Below are 18483 nucleotides of genomic sequence, written 5' to 3'. Positions count from 1 at the left end.
CCATTTCCATTGAACGCACGCAGCGTAGTGCGCCCCGGAGCCATCGCTTTACCAGAGGTTTACCCTTGGCTGTCAACCGCTACACCTGCCGCAGAAAGCTTGCAGTGATAATTCTTGACAGGGAGCAGCACCTCCGGGCGGCACAAGCCGGCGCGCAGCGGCAATCTCCCGACCACAACAATAAATGCCGATGAGCAGCGGCACCAAGGACAGCTGATGGATCCAGAATTTGACGCCCCGCCCGCCGGCCCGACCCAGCCCCGCAAACCCATCAGCCGTCGCACCAGGCTGATCGGCAGCCTGATCGCGCTGTTGGCTCTGGCGGGGCTGGGCTGGCTGGCCTGGCACTACACGCGTCCTGCTGCCGAGACCAGCGCCGGACCGGGCGCACCGGGCCCCGGCGGCCGCCGCGCGCCGGCCACCACCGTCGGTGTGGCCACGGCCGAGCAAGCCAGCATCCCCATCGTGCTGGACGCGCTCGGCACGGTGACGCCGCAGGCTAGCGTGCGGGTGCGTCCGCAGGTCAGCGGCGTGATGCAGAAGGTGCTGTTCAAGGAAGGCCAGATGGTCAAGGCCGGCGAGTTGCTGGCCACCATCGACCCGCGCCAGTTTGAGCTGGCTTTGCAGCAAGCCGCAGGCCAGCGCCAGCGCGATGAAGCCCAACTCAACAGCGCACGCGTGACGCTGCAGCGCTTCCAGACCCTGCTCAGTCAGGACTCGATTGCCCGCCAGGAGGTCGACTCGCAGGCCGCGCTGGTCAAGCAGCTGGAGGGCACGGTGGTGATCAACCGGGCCAACGAAGGTACGGCACGCCTGAACCTCGGCTACACCCGCGTGGTGGCGCCGGTCAGCGGCCGCGTCGGCCTGCGCGCTGTGGACATCGGCAATGTGGTCAGCCCCAGCGATGCCAATGGCATTGCGTTGATCACCCAGGTCACGCCCATCGATGTGGTGTTTGCGATCCCGCAGGACCAGGTCGGCGAGTTGCAGCAGTTGGCGGCATCCGGCGCCCCGATGAAGGTCACGGCGCTGGACCGCACCCGTAGCGGCGTGCTGGATACCGGCGTGTTCGCCTCTCTCGACAATCTGGTCGACACCACCACGGGCACCATCAAGGCCAAGGCACGTTTTGCCAACAGCAATCTTGCGCTGTTTCCCAGCCAGTTCGTCAACGTGCGGGTCGAGGTGCGCACGATTGAAAACGCGGTGGTGGTGCCGGTGACGGCGCTGCGCCTGGGCACAACCGGCGACTATGTGTATGTGCTCAACGGCGCTGACCGCACCGTCAGCCTGCGGCCGGTCAAGCGCGGGCAGGCCACCGTGGACAAGGTGGTCATCGCGTCGGGCCTGAAAGCCGGCGAGCGCGTGATCACTGAGGGCGCCGACCGCCTCAAGGATGGTGCGCGTGTGGTGCTGCCTGGCGATGCGCCGGGCGCAGGCGGTGCGGGACGCCAGGGCCGCAGGCCGCAGGGCGCAGCCTCGGCGCCGCGCAGCAGCGATGTCGGCGTACCGGCGCCACCAGGTGGGGCGTCGGCAGCCCCCGCTTCTCCAGCCGCGCGGTCGGCTGCATCAAGCCCTGCCCCTGCCCCTGCCCCTGCCCCTGCCCCTGCCGCCACTGCCGCGCCTTCCGCGGCGCCAGCACCTGCCGCAGCAGCGCCGACCGCAGAGCAATTGCAGCGCTTCCTTGACCAGGTCAAGGACGACCCGGAGGCGCTGGCACGCCGCCAGTCCATGGTGGAGAAGCTCAAGCAGGGCGACCCTGCCGCCCTCGAACGCTGGCAGAGGATGAGGGAGCGGCGACGCGAAGGCGGCGCGCCGCCGGCGCAGTGACGGGCACGAGGCACGCACACGCATGAGCCCGTCCAGTCCCTTCATCCTGCGACCGGTCGCCACCGCGCTGCTGATGGTGGCCATCGTGCTGGCCGGCTTGGTCGGCTTCAAGTTTTTGCCGCTGTCGGCGCTGCCGCAGGTCGATTACCCAACCATCCAGGTCCAGACCCTGTACCCCGGCGCCAGCCCCGAGGTCATGGCACAAACCGTGACCGCGCCGCTGGAGCGCCAGTTCGGCCAGATGGCCGGGCTGCAGCGTTTGAGCTCGACCAGCGCGGCGGGTGTTTCCATCGTCACCCTGCAGTTCGGCCTGGGCCTGGCTCTGGACGTGGCCGAGCAGCAGGTACAGGCCGCCATCAACGCCGGCGGCTCGCTGCTGCCGGCCGACCTGCCGGCGCCGCCGGTCTATGCCAAGGTCAACCCGGCCGATGCGCCGGTGCTGACCTTGGCCATCACTTCCGACAGCCTGCCGCTGACCGAGGTGCAGAACATCGTCAACACCCGGCTGGCGCTGAAGATCAGCCAGGTCAGTGGCGTCGGCCTGGTCTCGCTGAGCGGTGGCCAGCGCCCGGCCGTGCGTATCCAGGCCGATACGCGGGCGCTGGCCTCCTACGGCCTCGGCCTGGACTCGCTGCGCACTGCCATCAGTGCCGCCAACGCGAATGCCGCCAAAGGCAGCATCGACGGCCCGACGCGCTCTTACACCATCAACTCGAATGACCAGTTGCTGGCCGCCAGCGACTACCAGAACCTGATCATTGCCTTTCGCAACGGCGCAGCCGTTCGCGTCAAGGACGTGGCGCAGGTGGTGGACAGCGCCGAGAACATCAAGCTCGGTGCCTGGTCCGGCCTGAAACCCGCGATCATATTGAATGTGCAGCGCCAGCCCGGCGCCAACGTGATTGCCACGGTGGACGCCATCAAGGCGCGCCTGCCCGAGCTGCAGGCCGGCCTGCCGACCGCCATGCAGGTCGACATCCTGAGCGACCGCACCACCGGCATACGCGCCTCGGTGCTGCATGTGGAGATCGAGCTGCTGCTGGCCGTGGTGATGGTAGTGCTGGTGATTTTTGCCTTTTTGCGCAACCTCCGCGCCACCGTGATCGCGAGCCTGGCGGTGCCGATTTCACTGATCGGCACTTGCGGCGCAATGTACCTGCTGGGCTACAGCCTGAACAACCTGAGCCTGATGGCGCTGACGATTGCCACCGGCTTTGTGGTCGACGACGCGATTGTGATGATCGAAAATATCTCGCGCTACATCGAAAAAGGCGAGACGCCCATGTCCGCGGCGCTCAAGGGTGCGCAGCAGATCGGCTTCACCATCATTTCGCTGACGGTCTCGCTGATTGCGGTGCTGATCCCGCTGCTGTTCATGGGCGACGTGGTCGGGCGGCTGTTCCGCGAGTTCGCCATCACGCTGGCCATCACCATCCTGATCTCGGCCGTGGTCTCGCTGACCCTCGTACCCATGATGTCGGCGCGCTGGCTCAAAAAAAGAGCCCCCACGCTCCCCGCTTCGCGTGGTTCGCTGCCCCCCGAGGGGGCGCTGCGCCTGCGGGCCGGCGAAGCCGGACCCGCGGCCCCGACTGGTGAAGACAGAGCCCCTGACCGCATCGGTGCACGGCTGGAGAAATTTTTTAACGACGTGATCACGCGTTACGACCAGTCGCTGACCTGGGTGATGCGGCATCAGGGCGCGACCCTGGTGGTGGCGGTCGCCACCCTGGTGCTGACGGTGCTGCTTTACCTGGTGATTCCCAAGGGCCTGTTCCCGACGCAGGACACCGGCCAGTTGCAGGCGCGCATCGAAACCTCGCAGTTGGTGTCGTACGCCCGCATGGCCGAACTGCAGCAGGCCGCCGCTCGGGCCATCCTGGAAGACCCCGACGTGGAAACACTGAGCTCTTTCATCGGTGTGGACGCGGCCAACAACACCATGCTGCACACCGGCCGCATGCTGATCAACCTCAAAAGCAGCCGCAGCGGCAGCCAGCAGGAGACCATGGACCGGCTGCAGCGCCGCGCCGCCGAGGTGGCCGGCGTCACGATGTACCTGCAGCCGACACAGGATTTGACCATCGACGCCGAAACCGGGCCGACGCAGTTTCGCGTGTCCATCGAGGGCTCAGACACCGCCACCGTGGCGCTGTGGGCCAATAAGCTGGCGCAGCGTATGCAGGAGCTGAGCGCGCTGCGCAACATTTCGTCGGACGCCGGTGCCCAGGGCAGCTCGGCATACATCAAGGTGGACCGCGACACCGCCTCGCGGGTCGGCGTCACGACCTCGGCTATCGACGACGCGCTCTACAACGCCTTTGGCCAGCGCATCGTCTCGACAATTTTTACCGAAACCAACCAGTACCGCGTGATCCTCGAAGCCATGCCGGACCAGCTCACCACACCTGCATCGCTGGGCAACCTGCCGCTACGCACCGGCTCGGGCACGACCACGCCGCTGAACAGCATCGCCAGCATCATCGAGCAGCCGGCACCCCTGCAGATCACGCGCGTGGCGCAGTACCCGGCCACCACGCTGGGCTTCGACACTGCGTCCGGCGTGTCGCTGGGCCGGGCAGTAGACCAGGTCAAGCAGGCGGCCAAAGACATCGCCCTGCCAGCCAGCGTGACCATGACCTTTCTGGGTGCGGCCGGCGCCTACCAGGCTTCACTGTCCAGCCAGCTGTGGCTGATCCTGGCGGCGGTGATCTGCGTCTACATCGTGCTGGGCGTGTTGTATGAAAGTTATATCCATCCGCTGACGATTCTTTCGACCTTGCCCTCGGCCGGCGTGGGTGCGCTGCTGATGCTGATGATCAGTGGTTCCGACCTCGGCGTGATCGGCATCATCGGCATCATTTTGCTGATCGGTATCGTCAAGAAAAACGCCATCATGATGATCGACTTCGCGATCGACGCCGAGAGGAACGAAGGCAAGTCACCGCAGGAGGCGATTCACCAGGCTGCGCTGCTGCGCTTCCGGCCGATCTTGATGACGACCTTGGCCGCGCTGTTTGCCGCCGTGCCGCTGATGCTGGGTTGGGGTGAAGGCGCCGAACTGCGCCGCCCGCTGGGCCTGTCCATCTTCGGCGGCCTGATCGTCAGCCAGGTGCTGACCCTGTTCACGACGCCGGTGATTTATCTGGCGTTTGACAGGATGGGACAGAGGTTTGGGCGGAGGGATTCTGTGTGAACGCCCTCCATTTCCCGCGGGTTGTCATCCGGGACTTGATCCAGGATCCATGCTTGAAGACCACAACCGCTCGGGCTGAGCCTGTCGAAGCCTGTGCCAGCTTGAACGTCGGCGGTGCTTCAGGCAAGCCGGGTCTCGCCCCGGCGGGCGAGGTCCTTTTCTTTGCGTCGCCAAAGAAAAGGACCCAAAAGAAAGGCGACCCGATGGTCCGGGTCCCTTCGCTTCGCTGCGGGCAACCTGCGGTGCTCGCCGAAAACGGGGTCGAGCTCGAACTCGCTACGCTCAGACAATCGCTCGCCCTGATCCGTTTTCGGCTGTGCTCCTTGGCCCAGCCCGACGGGTGGGGGGATGAATACGAATGCGGGGAGGCGGGGTCGCGCAAAGCGCGTCCCCGCCGGAGCCCGATTGCGAATCCGATCCCGAATCCGCTCCCGCACCCACCACCCTTCTGTATGCGCCGAGGAGCGGAGGTCCAGACGGATCAGGGCGAGCGATTGTCTGAGCCGAAGGCGAGTTCGAGCTCGACCCCGGCTGGACCGAGCACCGCAGGCTGCCCCCGTAGCGCCAGCGAAGGGGGTCGCAGACAGCAGGGTCGCCTTTTTCTTTGCTTACTTTCTTTTTGGCGACGCAAAAAGAAAGTGAGTTGCCGCCGGGCAACCCCCGGCTTGCCACACCAGCCACCGCCATCGCGAGTTAGCACCGTTCACCAAACGCCCGCCTTCGCAGGAGGCGAAAAGTGAACCTCTCCGAGCCCTTCGTCCGCCGACCAGTCGCCACAGTGCTGCTGACCGTCGGCCTGGCGCTGTCCGGCATCGGCGCCTTCTTCGTGCTGCCGGTCTCGCCATTGCCGCAGGTGGACTTTCCCACCATTTCGGTCAGTGCTTCGCTGCCGGGCGCGAGCCCTTCCACCATGGCCAGCAGCGTCGCCACACCGCTGGAGCGGCGGCTCGGCACGATTGCGGGCGTCAACGAAATGACGTCCAACAGCAGCAACGGCTCGACCCGCATCAGCCTGCAGTTCGACCTGAACCGCAAGATTGATGCAGCGGCGCGTGAGGTGCAGGCAGCCATCAATGCATCCCGCGCCGATTTGCCGGCCACCTTGCGCAGCAACCCGACTTACCGCAAGGCCAACCCAGCGGCCGCGCCGGTGATCATCCTGGCACTGACCTCCAAAACACGCTCTCCCGGCCAGATCTACGACGAGGTTTCCAACCTGGTTCAGCAAAAAATCGCGCAGGTGCCTGGCGTCGGCGACGTCGAGCTCGGCGGCGGCTCGCTGCCTGCTGTGCGTGTGGACCTGCTGCCGTTTGCGCTGAACCGCTACGGCGTCAGCGCCGAGGATGTGCGCGCGGCGCTCCAGGCCGCCAATGCGAGTCGGCCCAAAGGCGCCATCGAAGGCAACGGGCAACGCCTGCAGATCTATTCGGGGTCAGACACCGCCAGCGGCGGACGCAAGGCTGCCGACTACCGCGACATGATCGTGGCCTGGCGCAACAACGCGGCCATCCGCCTGAGCGACGTGGCCGAGGTGGTGGATGGCGTTGAGAACATCAACACCCTGGGCCTGTTCAACGGCGAGCGCGCAGTGATTGTGCTGATCACGCGCCAGCCCGATGCCAACGTGATTGCCACGGTGGACGGCGTGCGCGCGCTGATCCCCGAGCTGCAGGCGCAACTGCCGCAGGACGTGGTGCTGCAGGTGGCTTCTGACAGCACCAACTCCATCCGCGCCTCGCTGCGCGAGATCGAGATCACCTTGTTAATCTCGATTGTGCTGGTGGTGCTGGTGGTCAGCGCCTTTTTGCGCAGCGCACGCGCGACCGTCATCCCCGCTGTGGCAACGGTGGTGTCACTGCTGGGCACCTTTGGGGTGATGTACTTTTTGGGCTTCAGCCTGAACAACCTGAGCCTGATGGCGCTAACCGTGGCCACGGGTTTCGTAGTCGATGACGCCATCGTGGTTTTGGAAAACACCAGCCGCCATATCGAGGCCGGTATGGACCGTTTCAAGGCCGCGCTGCTGGGCGCGCGCGAAGTCGGCTTCACGGTGCTGTCAATCAGTCTGTCGCTGGTGGCGGTATTCATCCCGCTACTCTTCATGGGCGGCCAGGTCGGACGCTTGTTCCGCGAGTTCGCCGTGACGCTGTCGGCGGCGGTGCTGATCTCGCTGTTGATCTCGCTGACCACCACACCGATGATGTGCGCCTGGCTGCTCAAGCCGCAAGCGAAGGGCAAGCCGCCGGGGCGTCTTTCTCGCTGGTTCGACAATGGCTTCAAGCGTGTGCACCGTGGCTACGAGCACAGCCTGGACTGGGCGCTGGCCAGCCGCGGCATTGTGATGCTGAGCCTGGTGGCGGTGATTGCGCTCAATGTTTACCTGTTCATATCGATTCCCAAGGGTTACTTTCCGCAGCAGGACGCCGGCCAGATCAGCGGTGGCATACGTGCTGACCGCAGCATCTCCTTCCAGGCCATGCAGACCAAGCTCAAGGCCATCGTAGATATCATCCGCGCCGACCCGGCCGTCGACACCGTGGTCGGATTTACCGGCGGCTCCCGCGCCGGCGGCGGATTCATGTTCATCAACCTCAAACCGGTGGGCCAGCGCAGCGACAAGGGCCAGGCGGTGATCGCCCGGTTGCGGCCGCAGCTTGCTCAGATCACGGGCATCAGCATTTTCCTGAACCCGGTGCAGGATTTGCGCGGCGGCGGGCGCGCCAGCAATTCGACCTACCAGTACACGCTCAAGAGTGACAGCAGCGCCGAACTCAAGCTCTGGGCCACGCGGTTGTCCCAACAGATGAAGCTTCAACCCGAGCTGACCGACGTGGACACCGACCAGCAGGAAAACGGCGTTGAGACCATGGTCACCGTAGACAAGGACAGCGCGGCGCGACTGGGTATCAGCTCACGCGACGTTGACAACGCGCTGTACAACGGCTTCGGCCAACGTCAGGTCGCAACGATTTATGCGGATCTGAACCAGTACAAGGTGATCATGGGCGTGGCGCCGCGCTACATCCAGAGCCCCGAGTCGCTCAAGGACATTTATGTGCCGGCACGCGGTGGCAGCGGCAGCACGCTCGCCAGCGCGGTGCCGGGGGCCGCGACCACCGTGGTCAATCCGGCGCTGCGCGACCCCTCTTCCGGCCAGGCCCTGAGTTCGTCGCTGACCACCATGGTGCCGCTGTCGGCGATTGCGAAGTTCAGCGAAAACGCCACGGCCTCGTCGATCAGCCACGAGGATGGCGAGCTTTCGACCACGGTGTCTTTCAACCTCGCCGAAGGTGTGCCGCTCAGCGAGGCGCAGGAGGCGGTGAAGAAGGCAGAAGCCGAAATCCGCTTGCCCAACCATGTGCGCGGCAGTTTTGCCGGCACCGCGCGCAATGCGCAGCAGTCGCAACAGGAGCAGCCGCTGCTGATCCTGGCGGCGCTGATCGTGATCTACATCGTGTTGGGCATCCTCTACGAAAGCCTGATCCACCCGATCACTGTCTTGTCCACCCTGCCCTCGGCTGGCGTTGGCGCGGTGCTGGCGCTGCTGATGTTCAAGATGGAGTTTTCGATCATTGCACTGATCGGCGTTTTCCTTCTAATCGGCATCGTCAAGAAAAACGCCATCATGATCATCGACTTCGCGATCGAGGCCGAGCGCTCGCGCGGGCTGTCCGCCGTCGATGCGGTGCGTGAAGCCTGCCTGCTGCGCTTTCGCCCCATCCTGATGACCACGCTGGCCGCCATGCTGGGTGCGCTGCCTCTGGCGATCGGCTTCGGCGAGGGCGCCGAGCTGCGCCGACCCCTGGGCATTTCCATCATCGGCGGGCTGATCGCCAGCCAGCTGCTCACCCTGCTGACCACGCCAGTGGTGTACGTGCTGATGGACAAGCTGCGCCGCCGCGGCGCGTCCGAGCACCATCTCAGCCGCCACCCTGACGACCACAGCGCGCCGCCCCCACACGCGCCACTGCAACTGCAATGACCACCATGACCCCATACCTGACCCTGCGCTTGCCGCGCCACCTGTTCGCCCCCATGGTCCTGGCACTGCTGGCCGCCGGTTGTGCCGTTGGCCCGGACTACCGGCGACCGGCCACTGCCGAAGTTGCCGCCTACAAGGAAGCCGGCGACTGGGTCAGCGCCACACCGGCCGACATGCTGGACCGTGGCCCCTGGTGGCAGCTCTTCGGCGACCCCGTGCTCAACGAACTGGCGGCGCGCGTCGAAGTGTCCAACCAGAACGTGGCCATCGCAGTGGCGTCTTATGCCCAGGCGCGTGCGCTGGTGCGCGAGCAGCGCGCCTCGCTGTTCCCGTCTGTCGCGCTGGACGGCAGCGCTTCTCGCTCACGCAGCAGCGGCAACACCACGACGGGGGCGAGCGGGCGCGTCGGCAACAACTACCAACTCAGCATAGGCGGCAGCTGGGAGCCCGATGTCTGGGGCCGCCTTGGACGCGCGGTCGATGGCGCCTCGGCCGGCGCGCAGGCCAGCGCCGCCGACCTGGCCTCGGCCAAACTCTCGGCCCAGGGCGAACTCGCCGCCAACTACTTCGCATTGCGCCAGACCGATGCGCAAAAGCGGCTGCTGGAAAGCACGCTGGAGGGCTTTCGGCGCTCCGTCGAAATCACGCAGAACCGCTACACCGCCGGCATCGTCGCCAAAACCGACGTGCTGCAGGCGCAGACCCAACTGGCCAACGCACAGGCCGACAATGCCGGCCTGCAGCGCCAGCGTGCCCAGCTCGAACACGCGATTGCCGTGCTGGTCGGCGAGGCGCCGGGCAATTTCTCGCTGCCGCCAGTAGCCTGGAAGCCGACCGTTCCCGATATTCCGGTGGGCGTCCCGTCCACCTTGCTGCAGCGCCGGCCCGACATCGCTGCAGCCGAACGCCGGGTGGCGTCGGCCAACGAGCAGATTGGCATCGCCAAGAGCGCTTACTACCCCAACCTCTCGCTGGGCGCGTCAGCCGGTACCGGAGCCAGCCGCATCGCGGACCTGTTTTCCGCACCCAGCCTGATCTGGTCGCTGGGCCTGTCAGCCGCACAGGTTTTATTCGACGCCGGCACCACCAGCGCCCGCGTCGATGGCGCCACCGCGTCCTACGATCAGTCAGTGGCGCGATACCGCCAGACCGTGCTGGTGGCTTTCCAGGACGTCGAAGACCAGCTCGCCGCCACCCGCGTGTTGCAAGTCCAGCAGGAGCTGCGCCGCCAAGCCTCGGAAGCGGCAGACCTCGTCGAGCAGCAGGTGCTCAACCGTTACCGCGCCGGCCAGGTCGGATTCACCGAAGTGATTTCTGCCCAAGCCACAGCCCTGAGCGCCCGCCGCGCGTTGGTCCAGGCGATGGCCGATCGCCAGACCACGGCGGTGGCGCTGATCCAGTCACTGGGCGGGGGTTGGCAGGCAGCACAGCAGCCTTGATCCCGCTCCTGTTTTGATAGCTGCTTGCGCTTGCTGTATAGGGGCTGGAGGTCGATCTAATTCATATTAGAGTGCAGATTCAATAAGCGATCCTGTACCCGGCGGCGCTCATAGGGGTTTGCGCACCCGCCGGAGTCGGCCACAACGCCTCATCTCTTGACCCGAACCCTATTCGTCCTTCAAAGGGCCCCCTGTGCGGGGGCGGGCCCATCTCGGGCGACAATCAGGTCCAGCAGCAAAACAGAAGGAACCCTGTACCGGACGGACGCATTGTTCGCGTGCATAAGGCGGCCCCACAACGGAGGAGGAGAAGCTGGTGGACAAGAAGAAGCTTTCCGAAAGCGACATTTGCGACAAGTTCATCCGCCCGGCCATGGAGAAAGCCGGGTGGCACGGCATGGACCAGATCTACCGCGAATTCCCCCTGCGGGCCGGGCGCGTGGTGGTCAGGGGCAACAAGGCGCAGCGTGACAAGTCAACCGTTCTGTTTGCCGACTATGTGCTGTGCCTGAAGCCCAACATCCCCTTGGCCGTGATCGAGGCCAAAGACAACAACCATGCGGTGAGCGCCGGCATGGCCCAGGCCATCAACTATGCGCAGCTGCTTGATGTTCCATTCAGTTTCACCAGCAACGGCGACGGCTTTGTGTTCCGCGACTCCACGCTAACCACCGGCGTTCTGGAACAAAACCTCACGCTCGACGAATTCCCCAGCCCGGCCGAATTGTGGGCGCGGTATTGCGCATGGAAGGGCTGGACGCCCGAAGTACAGCGCGTCGCAGGTTTTGCCTACTCGCCCAGCAAAATACCGCGCTACTACCAGATCAATGCCATCAACCGCACAGTCGCGGCCATTGCCGCCGGCCAGCAGCGCGCATTGCTGGTCATGGCCACCGGCACCGGCAAAACCTACACCGCCTTCCAGATCATCTGGCGCTTGTGGAAGAGCGGCGCCAAAAAACGCATCCTGTTTCTGGCTGATCGCAACATCCTCATCGATCAGACCATGGTCAACGACTTTCGCCCATTCAAAGGCGCCATGGCCAAGCTGAGCCCCAATGCCAAAGGCATTGAGCGCATCAATGACCAGGGGCAACTCGAAGTGGACGACGTGGACCTGGCGGTAGACAAAACCACCAAGGCCGTCAACAAAAGCTACGAGATTTATCTTTCTCTCTACCAGGCAGTCACCGGCACCGAGGAAGCGTCCAACATCTACAAGCAGTTCAGCCCCGACTTTTTCGACCTCATCGTGGTGGACGAGTGCCATCGCGGCAGCGCGTCCGAAGACTCGGCCTGGCGCGACATCCTGACCTACTTCAACAGTGCCACCCATGTGGGCCTGACCGCCACGCCCAAGGAAACCAAAGAGATCTCCAACACCTTCTACTTTGGCGAGCCCATCTACACCTACAGCCTGAAGCAGGGCATTGAAGACGGCTTTCTGGCGCCCTACAAAGTCATTCGGGTGGACCTGGACAAAGACACCTTTGGATGGCGCCCCACCGCAGGCATGACCGACAACACCGGCCAGCTCATCGAAGACCGCGTCTACACCGGCCGCGACATGAACCGCAAGCTGGTGCTGGAGCCGCGTGACGCCGTCGTGGCAGAACGCATTACCGCGTATCTGAAGGCCACCGACCGCATGGCCAAGACCATCGTGTTCTGTGAAGACATCGACCACGCTGCCCGCATGCGGCAGGCCCTCAGCAATGCCAATGCCGACCTCTGCGGCACCAAACCCAACTATGTGGTGCAGATCACCGGCGACAACCCTGAAGGCAAGCGCGAGCTCGACAACTTCATTGACCCCGAAAAGGCCTTGCCGGTCATCGCCACCACGTCCAAACTCATGAGCACCGGCGTGGACGCGCAAACCTGCAAGCTCATCGTGCTGGACCAGAACATCAAGTCCATGACCCTGTTCAAGCAGATCATCGGCCGCGGCACCCGCCTGCGCGAAGACCTGGGCAAAAGCTGGTTCACCATTCTCGATTTCAAACGCGCCACCGAGTTGTTTGCCGACAAGGACTTTGACGGTGATCCGGTGCAGATCTACGAGCCCAAGGGTGACGACCCGATTGCACCGCCCGATACCCCCGATCCGCTGGACCCTGCCAACCCCAACCCCGTTCGGCCTGAGCCTGTCGAAGGCCAGCCCAAAGACCCGCTCGGCCCTTTCGGTGGCGGCAGTACGCCCGTCACCAAATACGTGCTGGGCAACCAGGTCACCGTGTCCGTCGCCCGTGAGCGCGTGCAGTACCTGAACGCCGAGGGCAAGCTCATCACCGAAAGCCTGCGCGACTACACCCGCATCAACCTGCAAAAGCAATACACCTCGCTCGACGCCTTTCTGCACGCCTGGAGCGCCGCCGACCGCAAGGCCGCGCTGCTGGAAGAACTTGAAAAGCACGGCGTGCTGGTCGAGGCCCTGGCTGAAGAAGTGGCCGCCTCCGGCCTCACCGGGCTGGACCCGTTTGATTTGCTGCTGCACGTGGCCTGGAACATGCCGCCGCTGACCCGGCGCGAGCGCGCGCGGCGCGTCAAAAAGCGCAACGTCTTCACCCAATACGGTGCCACCGCGCGCAAGGTGCTGGAAGCGCTGCTCGACAAATACGCCGACGAAGGCATTGCCGCCATGGAAAGCGACGAGGTTCTGCGCGTGCAGCCGCTCAATACGCTGGGCAGCCCGGTGGAACTGGTCAAGAGTTTCGGTGGCCGTCCACAGTACCTGGCCGCCCTGCAGGCGCTGGAGAACGAGCTCTACACTGCCGCGCCATAAGCCATCACTTGCTACTGAATTTATAGCTGCTTGCGCCCATCCCACAAGGGCTAGAGCCTTAAAACACTCCGAACTTTTCCCTTAAGCCTTATAGATGTCCAACCTCACCCCGACCATCAAATCCATCCAGGACGTCATGCGCCAGGACAGCGGCGTCGATGGCGATGCCCAGCGCATCAGCCAGCTCACCTGGCTGCTGTTCCTCAAGGTATTTGATGCGCTTGAAGAAGACCTGGAGCTCACCCGCGACAGCTACACCAGCCCCATTCCTGATGAACTGCGCTGGCGCAACTGGGCGGCCGATGCCGAAGGCATCACCGGCGACACCCTCCTCAACTTCGTCAACAACGAGCTTTTCCCCGGCCTCAAGGGTCTGAGTGCCGACCCCGTGCGCAACCCGCGCGGCTTTGTGGTGCGCGGCGTGTTTGAAGATGCCTTCAACTACATGAAGAGCGGCCACCTGCTGCGCCAGATCATCAACAAGCTGGCCGGCATTGATTTCAACCGCCAGACCGAGCGCCACCAGTTCAACGACCTGTATGAAAAAATCCTGCGTGATCTGCAAAGCGCCGGTAACGCAGGTGAGTTCTACACCCCCCGCGCCGTGACCCAGTTCATGGTCGATCAGATCAACCCGCAGCTGGGTGAAAAGCTGCTCGACCCCGCCACCGGCACCGGCGGTTTTCTGGTCTGCGCCATCGAGCATCTGCGCAAGCAGGTACACACGCCCGACCAGGAGGCATTGCTGCAAACCAGTGTGGGCGGCGTTGAAAAAAAGCAGCTGCCCCACATGCTGTGCATTACCAACATCATGCTCCACGGCATCGCCGTGCCGAGTCAGATCGTGCACGGCAACACACTGGCCCGACCGCTCAGGGAATACACGTCAGCGGAGCGTGTTGACATCGTTCTGACCAATCCACCCTTCGGCGGCACCGAAGAGCCGGGCATCGAGCAGGGCTTTCCGGCTGACGTGCGCACCAAAGAAACGGCGGACTTGTTCCTGGTGCTCATCAAGCACATCCTCAAGCCCGGTGGCCGTGCCGCGCTGGTGCTGCCTGACGGCACGCTGTTTGGCGAAGGCGTCAAAACCCGCATCAAAGAGCAACTGCTGGCCGAGTGCAAACTGCACACCATCGTGCGCCTGCCCAACGGCGTGTTTGCGCCCTACACCGGCATCAAAACCAACCTGCTCTTCTTCACCAAAGGCCAGCCCACCACCGACGTCTGGTACTACGAGCACCCGTACCCGCCGGGGGTGAAGAACTACAACAAGACCAAACCCATCCGCATCGAAGAGTTCGATGCCGAGAAAGCCTGGTGGGGCACCGACGCCGATGGCTTTGCCAGCCGCGTGGAGAACGAACGCGCCTGGAAGGTCAGCATCGCCCAGATCAAAGCCGCCAACTACAACCTCGACCAAAAGAACCCCCATGTGGGCGAGGTGCAAGACCACGACCCCGAACACCTGCTGGCCGACTACCAGCGCCTGCAAGGCGAGGCCCAGGCGTTGCGCGATGAGTTGCGCGACATATTAGCCAAATCGCTCGACAGCCCTTGAACTACCTGCGTAGTTAGATATTAAAAAAGAAGCCGGTTCACGGTTAAAATTGACATCAATATGAATGATTGATATCATTCAAGCCAGTTCAAAGGAGGGCAGCCCATGTCGTCAGTCACCGTCCGAAACATCCCCGAGGCCACGCACCGCGCACTCAAGCTGCGCGCCACCCAGCACGGCCGCAGCACCGAAGCTGAAATCCGCACCATCCTTGAAAACGCCGTGCGCCCCGCGCTGGGCATGGGCACGGCCCTGGCTGCCGTCGGCCAAAGCCTGGGCGGCGTCACGCTAGACCTGCCCCGCGACCCCCGCGCGGTGGACGCTGCGGGGTTTGAATGATCATTCTGGACACCAACGTGGTGTCAGAACCCCTCAAACCGGCACCCGATGCTGCGCTGTTGGACTGGCTAAACGCCCAAGCGCCGCAAACGCTTTACCTCACGTCGGTCAGCCTGGCCGAACTGTTGTCTGGCATCGCCGCCATGCCAGCCGGGCGCCGCCGCGACGCGCTAAAGCTGGCGCTGACAGCACAAGTGCTGCCCCTGTTTGATGGGCGCATATTGCCTTTCGACACCCTGGCCGCACAAGCCTTTGCCGACGTCAATACCCGCGCAAGCGCCAATGGCAACCCCATCAGCTTTGCCGACTGCGCCATTGCCGCCATCGCCAGCACACACGGCTTCATGCTGGCCACCCGCAACACGCGGGACTTCCGCGAAACCGGCATTGAGATTTTCAACCCGTGGACGTTTAGCGCCTCCCGGTAAAACACCCTATAACGCCAACAGAGCGGGCGCATGCTGCTGTCAAATTAGACCCCCTCTTTTCGACTACCAGCGCCTACGGGGGAGGCCCCAAGGCGCTGCGGGATGAGCTGCGCGACCTATTGGCCCAATCCCTTGACCAACACCGTTTATCGAGCTAAAGTAGTGTTAATCACTACATTGAAGGGTGTCCTATGAAAACCATCTCCGCCGCTGATGCCAATCGGCATTTCTCCGGTCTGCTGCGTGATGTCGCCACGGGCGAAGTCGTCACCGTCCTGTCGCGCGGCAAACCCGTGGCCACCATTAGCCCCGTTGCACGTGAGAGTGGTCCGCGCCAGATGGCACGGCAGACTTTGTTGAAACGCCTGCGTCAGAACAAAGCTTCCGGTGCCCGCGACTGGACCCGCGATGAACTGTACCAAGGCTAAGGAGACTGGCCCATGCGTGTAGCCCTGGACAGCAATATCCTCGTTTATGCCGAAGGGCTGGGCGATGAAACGCGCTGCACAGCGGCCTTGCAATTGATAGAACAACTCCCGATGGCGTCCGTCGTGTTGCCCGCGCAAGCGCTTGGGGAGTTGACGCGGGTGTTGACCGGCAAAGCGCGGCGCCCACTTTCAAGCGTGCGCGAGACAGTGCTTGGCTGGGCAGACAGCTTTGAAGTGGCCGACTCCAACTGGTCGGCGTTTCAAGCGGCACTCGATCTCGTGGTGGACCACCAACTGCCAATGTGGGATGCCCTCATTTTGGCCGTCGCTGCTGAAAGTCACTGCCGTCTGTTGCTGAGTGAAGATTTTCAGAACGGCTTTACCTGGCGCGGCGTTACGGTGGTAGACCCGTTTGCCGCACAACGCTCACCGCTACTGAGTGGTCTTTTGACCCATTGAGATTGAGAAGTCCGTTGAGATTCGCTACACACTGTGTAGTGAATGGACTTTTATATGCCAAATCACCTTCTAGCCCCCGTTTAACCTGCGTATGTTGCTATCAAATTTGAACCTACTAGCCACCGCATCCGACGGCGTGGCGAGGCTGCGCGAGCTGATTTTGACCCTGGCTGTGCAGGGCAATCTGGTGCCACAAGACGCGAGTGATGAACCGGCGTGCGTGCTGCTGAAGAAGATTCGCGCGGAGAAAGACCGGCTGATTGCCGAGGGGAAGATTAGGCGGGACAAGCCGCTGGCGGAGATTGCGGAGGATGAGAAGCCGTTTGAGTTGCCGCAGGGCTGGGCGTGGGTGCGTCTTGGAACTGCGTCGAAAAAAATTACCGATGGGACACATCACTCGCCAGCGAACTTTCCCGCTGGTGATTTCAAATATTTGTCGGCAAAAAATATCAAGTCGTGGGGCATTGATATTTCCAGCGCAACCTATGTGCCGCAAGCCATTCATGAAGAAATCTTTGCTCGCTGCGATCCTGAATATGGGGACATTCTCTATATCAAGGATGGCGCGACAACTGGAATTTTGACCATCAACACGCTTCGTGAACCGTTCAGTTTGCTGTCGAGTGTTGGTGTAATCAAGCCAAGCTGCGGATTGACTTCAGAGTTCCTAGCTCTGGTAATGCGTTCGCCATTCTTCTATCAGGCTATGCGCGATGGGATGACAGGCGTGGCCATTACGCGCGTCACCCTTTCAAAACTCGGCGACGCAAAACTCCCGCTTCCACCCCTCGCCGAACAATCCCGCATCGTCACCCGCGTCGAAGAGCTCATGCGCCTGTGCGACGCGCTCCAGGCCAAGGCCCGCCTCGAAGCCACACAACACGCCCAGCTCGTCGCCACCCTGCTTAGCACCCTCACCGCCAGCACCACGCCCGAAGAGCTGACGGAGAACTGGCACCGCGTCGCCATCCACTTCGACCTGCTGCTCGACCGCCCCGAAGCCGTAGACGCCCTGGAGCAAACCATCCTCCAACTCGCAGTGCGCGGCCTCCTCGTCCCCCAAGACCCCAAAGACGAACCCGCCAGCACCCTGCTGCAATCTATCCGCGCCGAGAAAGACCGCCTCATCGCCCAAGGCAAGATCAAACGCGACAAACCGTTGCCTCCGGTTGCTGAGGATGAAAAGCCGTTTGATTTGCCGCAGGGGTGGGAGTGGGCAAGGGTCGGCAGTATTGGTGTGACGCAGACGGGCGGCACACCAGCATCCAATCGGCCGGAATATTTTGACGGCGACTTTCCATTTATAGGACCAGGGCAAATTACTCCCAACGGAAACATATTGCCTGCCGAAAAGTTCATTTCTGAAAGCGGTCGTATGGAGTCCGCAGTTGCGGAAATTGGCGATGTTCTGATGGTGTGCATCGGTGGTTCTATAAGCAAATGTGCCGCCGCCTCATATGCCACAGCATTCAACCAACAGATCAATAGCATCCATCCGGTGCTGGTTTCTGCCGAGTACGTCTTGAACGCAATGTCATCAAGCGACTTTATGGTCGCCGTTGTCTATGCAGCCACCGGATCAGCAACACCGATCATTAGCAAGGGAAAGTGGGACGTGCTGCTTTTGCCTGTACCACCCCTCGCCGAACAATCCCGCATCGTCGCCCGCGTAGCCTCCCTGCGCGCCCTGTGCGCCGACCTGCGCCAGCGCCTCACCACCGCCCGCAATCAGCAGGGGTTGCTGGCGCAGGTGTTGGTGCAAGAGGTGGCCTGACCATGCCCTTACTCTGTTATTGATAGCTGCTTGCGCCCGTGGGATAAGGGCTGTAGGCCGATTTCACTCATAAATCGATCCGGGAAGCGCTCAAATCCTCTGCGGTATCACGCTGCGGCTGGAGTCCGTTCTGGACAGTAGGTACCACGTCCCCACTCCCAACCCCCCGCCCTTCCCTCGCCCCGCTGGGCGAGAGAAGGGAGCCTCATTTGGTCGCGTGCGCTGCCCTTGCGTGCAAACATGAGCGTCTGTTGGGATCCCCGTG

General features: G+C 63.1%; 11 protein-coding genes. All 11 read left to right on the top strand.

Annotated elements, in window-relative coordinates:
• The first annotated feature begins 216 nt into the window (after nucleotides 1-216).
• The 11 genes from H0W47_RS10175 to H0W47_RS10125 all read left to right on the top strand — a co-directional run bounded on the left by H0W47_RS10175 (nucleotide 217) and on the right by H0W47_RS10125 (nucleotide 18218).
• The gene (locus H0W47_RS10175) at nucleotides 217-1830 is read left to right on the top strand and encodes an efflux RND transporter periplasmic adaptor subunit (protein ID WP_296923908.1); all 1614 of its coding nucleotides are present in this window, start codon (nucleotides 217-219) and stop codon (nucleotides 1828-1830) included.
• 22 nt (nucleotides 1831-1852) lie between these two features.
• Nucleotides 1853-5023 (top strand): efflux RND transporter permease subunit, encoded by a 3171-nt coding sequence (locus H0W47_RS10170; RefSeq protein WP_296923906.1) that lies wholly within the window; start codon nucleotides 1853-1855, stop codon nucleotides 5021-5023.
• 736 nt (nucleotides 5024-5759) lie between these two features.
• Nucleotides 5760-9005: an efflux RND transporter permease subunit gene (locus tag H0W47_RS10165; protein WP_296923904.1), complete on the top strand. Its 3246-nt coding sequence runs from the start codon at nucleotides 5760-5762 to the stop codon at nucleotides 9003-9005.
• A gap of 5 nt (nucleotides 9006-9010) precedes the next feature.
• Entirely contained in the window at nucleotides 9011-10444 is a 1434-nt protein-coding gene (locus tag H0W47_RS10160) for an efflux transporter outer membrane subunit (RefSeq protein WP_296923902.1), read from the top strand.
• Nucleotides 10445-10760: 316 nt separating this feature from the next.
• On the top strand, nucleotides 10761-13229 hold the full coding sequence (gene hsdR, locus H0W47_RS10155) for an EcoAI/FtnUII family type I restriction enzme subunit R (protein ID WP_296923899.1): 2469 nt from the start codon (nucleotides 10761-10763) through the stop codon (nucleotides 13227-13229).
• Between the two features lie 94 nt (nucleotides 13230-13323).
• Nucleotides 13324-14790 carry a class I SAM-dependent DNA methyltransferase gene (locus H0W47_RS10150; RefSeq protein ID WP_296923897.1) on the top strand — a complete coding sequence of 489 codons (1467 nt, stop codon included), beginning with the start codon at nucleotides 13324-13326 and terminating at the stop codon, nucleotides 14788-14790.
• 105 nt (nucleotides 14791-14895) lie between these two features.
• Nucleotides 14896-15129, top strand: a complete 234-nt coding sequence (locus H0W47_RS10145; RefSeq protein WP_296923895.1) for a plasmid stability protein — start codon at nucleotides 14896-14898, stop codon at nucleotides 15127-15129.
• Complete coding sequence (locus H0W47_RS10140) at nucleotides 15126-15557, top strand: type II toxin-antitoxin system VapC family toxin (RefSeq protein WP_296923893.1); 432 nt, start codon at nucleotides 15126-15128, stop codon at nucleotides 15555-15557. Before H0W47_RS10145 ends, H0W47_RS10140 begins: the two co-directional genes overlap by 4 nt.
• 191 nt (nucleotides 15558-15748) lie before the next feature.
• A complete protein-coding gene (locus tag H0W47_RS10135; RefSeq protein ID WP_296923891.1) occupies nucleotides 15749-15985 on the top strand; it encodes a type II toxin-antitoxin system Phd/YefM family antitoxin in 237 nt (78 codons plus the stop codon).
• A gap of 12 nt (nucleotides 15986-15997) precedes the next feature.
• A complete protein-coding gene (locus H0W47_RS10130; RefSeq protein WP_296923889.1) occupies nucleotides 15998-16444 on the top strand; it encodes a PIN domain-containing protein in 447 nt (148 codons plus the stop codon).
• Between the two features lie 106 nt (nucleotides 16445-16550).
• On the top strand, nucleotides 16551-18218 hold the full coding sequence (locus tag H0W47_RS10125) for a restriction endonuclease subunit S (protein WP_296923887.1): 1668 nt from the start codon (nucleotides 16551-16553) through the stop codon (nucleotides 18216-18218).
• Nucleotides 18219-18483 lie beyond the last annotated feature (265 nt).

The organism is Polaromonas sp. (assembly GCF_013817205.1).
Taxonomy (GTDB): domain Bacteria; phylum Pseudomonadota; class Gammaproteobacteria; order Burkholderiales; family Burkholderiaceae_C; genus Polaromonas.
Note: the sequence above shows the minus strand (reverse complement) of the source record. Positions and strands in the feature narration are given on the sequence as shown.